3 protein-coding genes and 1 pseudogene are annotated in these 4,601 nt (G+C 70.4%); 1 reads left to right on the top strand and 3 read right to left on the bottom strand.

What is annotated here, in order from left to right:
• The first annotated feature begins 126 nt into the window (after window positions 1-126).
• Window positions 127-2,435: pseudogene (locus tag Y694_RS22835) on the top strand (putative bifunctional diguanylate cyclase/phosphodiesterase).
• 19 nt (window positions 2,436-2,454) lie between these two features.
• Here the strand turns inward: Y694_RS22835 and lysM are convergent.
• The 3 genes from lysM to Y694_RS19835 all read right to left on the bottom strand — a co-directional run bounded on the left by lysM (window position 2,455) and on the right by Y694_RS19835 (window position 4,487).
• Window positions 2,455-2,958 (bottom strand): peptidoglycan-binding protein LysM, encoded by a 504-nt coding sequence (gene lysM, locus Y694_RS19845; RefSeq protein WP_036235720.1) that lies wholly within the window; start codon window positions 2,956-2,958, stop codon window positions 2,455-2,457.
• A gap of 103 nt (window positions 2,959-3,061) precedes the next feature.
• Window positions 3,062-3,721 (bottom strand): urease accessory protein UreG, encoded by a 660-nt coding sequence (gene ureG / locus Y694_RS19840; RefSeq protein ID WP_011828263.1) that lies wholly within the window; start codon window positions 3,719-3,721, stop codon window positions 3,062-3,064.
• A gap of 52 nt (window positions 3,722-3,773) precedes the next feature.
• Window positions 3,774-4,487: an urease accessory protein UreF gene (locus Y694_RS19835; protein WP_011828264.1), complete on the bottom strand. Its 714-nt coding sequence runs from the start codon at window positions 4,485-4,487 to the stop codon at window positions 3,774-3,776.
• Window positions 4,488-4,601: the final 114 nt, after the last annotated feature.

Below are 4,601 nucleotides of genomic sequence, written 5' to 3'. Positions count from 1 at the left end.
GGTCGGGCGGTGTGGGCGGCGCTGGCCCGGCCCGCGGTGGCCGCGGTGGTGCTGGTCGCGGTCGCGACCGCGGCCTCGGCCTCGGTGTTCTCGCATTTCCGCTACGTCTACGTGTCCGTCGCGCTGATGCTGGTGGCGGCCGTCGGGGGCTTCGCCGGCGCAGCCACCGGCGGCCTGCTCGCCTCGCTGTCGGTCGGCATCGTCATCGCGCTCGGCCTGTTCCAACCCGGGCCGGGCGAGGGCTGGCTGGAGACGGTGGCCTTCTACCTGCCGGTGGTGCTGACGCTGGTGCCGCCGCTGCTGCTGGCCGCTGCGATGGAGCGCAATCGCCAGCATGTCCACGAGATCGAGGACCGCGAGGCGCAGTTCCGCACGCTGTACGAGCGCACGCCGGTGATGATGCACTCGGTCGACGTCGAGCGCCGGCTGGTCGCGGTCAACGACGCCTGGCTGGCCCGCCTGGGCTACGAGCGCTCCGAGGTCCTCGGGCGCCGTTCCACCGAGTTCCTGACCACCGAATCTCGCGAGCGCGCGGAGCGGTCGATCATTCCACGCTTCATGCGCGAAGGCGAACTGCGCGACATGGACTACCAGATGGTGACCAGGTCCGGCGAGGTGCTCGACGTGCAGATCTCCGCCATCTGGGAGACCGACGCGCACGGGCAGCCTTTGCGCACGCTCGCCGTTCTGAAGGACGTGACCGAGCAGAAGCGTCTGGCGCTCGAGCTGGCGGCCGAGAAGGAGCGCATCGAGGTCACGCTGCACTCGATCGGCGACGGCGTGATCAGCACCGACGAAGCGGGGCGCATCACCTATCTCAATCCGGTGGCCGAGCAGATGGTCGGTTGCCTGCTCGCGCAGGCCCGGGGCCTGCCGTTCGCGCAGGTCGTCCAGCTGTTCGACCAGGAGAGCGGCGCGCCGCTGCCGAGCCCGGTCGAGCAGTGCCTGCAGGACCGCGAGGTCTATGGCGTGCGGGAAAGCGCGGCGCTGCGGCACCGCTCCGGCCGCGACTACGGCGTGCAGATCTCGGCCGCACCGATCGCGGGGCGTGATGGACGGGTGCTCGGCGCGGTGATGGTGTTCCAGGACGTGACCGAGGCCCGCGGCCTGGCGCAGAAGATGTCCTACCTGGCCCATCACGACGGCCTCACCGGCCTGCCCAACCGCGTGCTGTTCCAGGACCGCGTGCACCAGGCCTGCCAGTCCGGACGCCGGCATGGCCGGCGTTTCGCGGTGATCTTCATGGATCTGGACCACTTCAAGCACGTCAACGATTCGCTGGGCCATGCGGTCGGCGACGAGCTGCTGAAGGCGGTGGCACAGCGGCTCACCGGCGCGCTGCGCGCCAGCGACACCATCTGCCGTCTCGGCGGCGACGAATTCGTGGTGCTGCTGTCCGACCTCGACGACGTCGAGGTCGATGGCGTGGCCGAGGTCGCCAAGAAGATCCTGCGGCAGGTGGCCCAGCCGTGCGTGCTGGGTGGCACCGAGGTCAACGTCGGCGCAAGCCTCGGCATCGCGCTGTTCCCGGGCGATGGCGAAGACCCCGACACACTGATGAAGCGTGCGGATGCGGCCATGTACCGGTCCAAGCGCGAAGGCCGCAACCGCTATCACTTCTTCTCGAAGGCGGTCGACGATGCCGCCTCGGCGCGGCTGCAGCTCGAGGCGGACATGCGCCGCGCGCTCGCGGCGGGCCAGTTCATCGTGCACTACCAGCCGGTGGTCCATGGCCGCACGCGCGATGCGGTCGCCGTCGAGGCCCTGTTGCGCTGGGACCGTGCGGGCCAGGGCCTGCAGAGCCCGGCCGTCTTCATCCGGTGGCCGAGGAGAGCGGCCTGATCGTGCCGATGGGCCACTGGGTCCTGCGCCAGGCCTGCGAGCAGCTGCGGGCGTGGTCGGGCACCGCGCTCGGCGGCATCTCGGTCGCGGTCAACGTCTCGCCGGTGCAGCTGGCGCAGGCAGATTTCGTCGACACCGTGGCCGACGTGCTGCACGCCACCGGCGTCGACGGCAGCCGTCTCGAGTTCGAGATCACCGAGTCCACGCTGATGCAGGATCCCGAGGCCACGCTGGAGATGCTGCGCCGCCTCAAGGGCCTGGGGGTGCGGATCGCGATCGACGACTTTGGCACCGGCTATTCCAGCCTCGGCCACCTCAAGCGCTTTCCGGTCGACACGCTGAAGATCGACCGCACCTTCGTGCGCGACCTCGAGGCCGATGCCGATGACCGCGAACTCGTCCGCGCGATCCTCGCCATGGCCCGCAGCCTGCGGCTGCACGTCGTGGCCGAGGGCGTCGAGACCGAGGCCCAGGCCGCGATCCTGGCCGCGATGGAGTGTCCGGCTTTCCAGGGCTACCTGTTCGCCCGGCCCGCCGACGCCACCGTGACGGCGGCATGGCTGCAGGACCGGGCCGCGACGCTCGCGCTGTGACGCCGGGCGCGCGCCGGATTCAGGGCTGCGGCGGGATGCGCAGCACCTGGCCCGGGTAGATCTTGTCCGGGTGCGTCAGCATCGGCTTGTTGGCCTCGAAGATCACCGGGTACTTGTTCGGCGTGCCGTAGAACTGCTTCGAGATCTTCGACAGGTTGTCGCCCTTCACCACGGTGTAGTACTGCGCCTCGGGCGTGGGCGTCGCCACCGTGAGCCGGTCGTTCACCGCCACCACGTTCTCGACGTTGCCGCAGCACAGCAGCACTTTCTCCTTGGTGGCCTGGTCGGGGGCCTCGCCCGAGACCGTGACCGTCGCGCTGGCACCGTCGAAGCCGACAGCCAGGCCGTCGACCTTCAGGCCCTGCGCCTGGATGTAGCTCACGATGGCGTCGCCGGCAGCCTTGTTCAGCCGCTCCAGGTTCTCGGGACTGGGGGCCTGCTTTGCGGCCTCCTGCGCTGCCTTGGCCTCGCCCTTGCCGAACAGCTTTTCTCCGGCTTCCTTGATGAAACTCATCAGGCCCATGGCGTTGTCCTTTCGTGGTGGATAGAGAAGGGGGAGTGCCGACTCTAAACCCACCGCGACCCGGCGCCGATGAAAGACCGCCTACCCCCGCGGGGCAGGGGGCTCAGGCCGCGTGCAGCAGTCCGCGACGCTCGATGAAGCTCACCACCTCGGCCAGGCCGGCGCGGGTCTTCAGGTTGGTCATCACGTAGGGCCGCGAACTCGCATGGGCCGGCCGCATGCGCTGCGTGTCGGCCTCCATGACGGCCAGGTCGGCGCCGACGTGCGGCGCAAGATCGGTCTTGTTGATGACGAACAGGTCGCTCTTGGTGATGCCGGGGCCGCCCTTGCGCGGGATCTTCTCGCCGGCGGCGACATCGATCACGTAGATCGTCAGGTCGCTGAGCTCGGGGCTGAAGGTGGCCGCGAGGTTGTCGCCGCCGGACTCGATGAACACGATGTCGGCGTTCGGGAACTTCGCCAGCATGCGGTCCACCGCCTCGAGATTGATCGACGCATCCTCGCGGATCGCCGTGTGCGGGCAGCCGCCGGTCTCCACACCCATGATGCGTTCGGGCTCCAGCGCGCCCGACACCGTGAGCAGGCGCTGGTCTTCCTTGGTGTAGATGTCGTTGGTCACGACCACCAGGTCCCAGCGCTCGCGCATGCTCTTGCAGAGCATCTCCACCAGCGTGGTCTTGCCGGAGCCGACGGGGCCGCCGACGCCCACGCGCAGGGGGGGCAGCTTCTTGCTGCGGTGGGGGATCGAATGCAATGCGCTCATGGCGGTGATGATGCACGAAGCGCGCCACCGGCCACGCCGTGGCCCCGCTCGCTCAGGAGCGGAACAGCCGCGAGTACTGTGTCTCGTGGCGGGCCGACAGCACCGCGAGCATTGGCGTGAAGGCCATGCGTTCGCCGTCACGCAGCACGAGCGCCGCGTCCACGGTCGCGGGGATGGCCTCGACCAGCGCACCGAGCATGCGCTGGCCGGCGCTCTGGCCCAATGGCACCGCCTTGATCGCCGCCTGCACCATGTTCTCGGCCCAGCCGAAGGCGTAGGCCAGCGCCACCTCGCGCAGGCTCGCGGGCGTGCCGGCCGCGGCCAGCGCGAACGCCACCGGATAGCTGGGCGCGGGCGGCAGCGCGAGCAGGCGCGCCAGGGCTGCAGCGTCGGTGCCGGGCCGCTGCTGCAGCCAGGCACCGAGCGAGCGGCCCATCTGCTCGGTCTGCAGCCGCAGCTCGGCGCTCTCGCGGGTGGACAACAGCCAGTCGTTGAGTTCCCGCACCCGCGTCGCGTCGCCGCGCCGCCAGGCCGCCACGGCCTGGGCCACCACCGCCAGCTCGCCACGCCCGAGGCCCAGCAGCAGCTGATCGAGCAGCCAGGCCTGTGCCGTGGCCTCGTCGCTCACCAGGCCGGCCTCGACCGCCGGCTCCAGGCCCTCGGAATAGCTGAAGCCGCCCACCGGCAGGGCCGGCGAAGCCAGCCACATCAGGGCCAACAGTGTGGCGGCGCCGGTCGGCGCGGCCGGACGGCGCACGCGCGGCATCGCTCAGTGGTGATGGCCGGAGCCGTGATCGTGGTCGTGCCCGCAGCCGGGGCCGTGCACGTGTGGTGCCGGTGCGGCGGCCTTGATGGCCACGCCGACCGGCCGGCCACGCGG

The sequence above is a fragment of the Methylibium sp. T29-B genome, from assembly GCF_000576225.1.
Classification (GTDB): Bacteria; Pseudomonadota; Gammaproteobacteria; order Burkholderiales; family Burkholderiaceae_C; genus Methylibium; species Methylibium petroleiphilum.
This window is presented reverse-complemented; position numbering and strand designations above follow the sequence as displayed.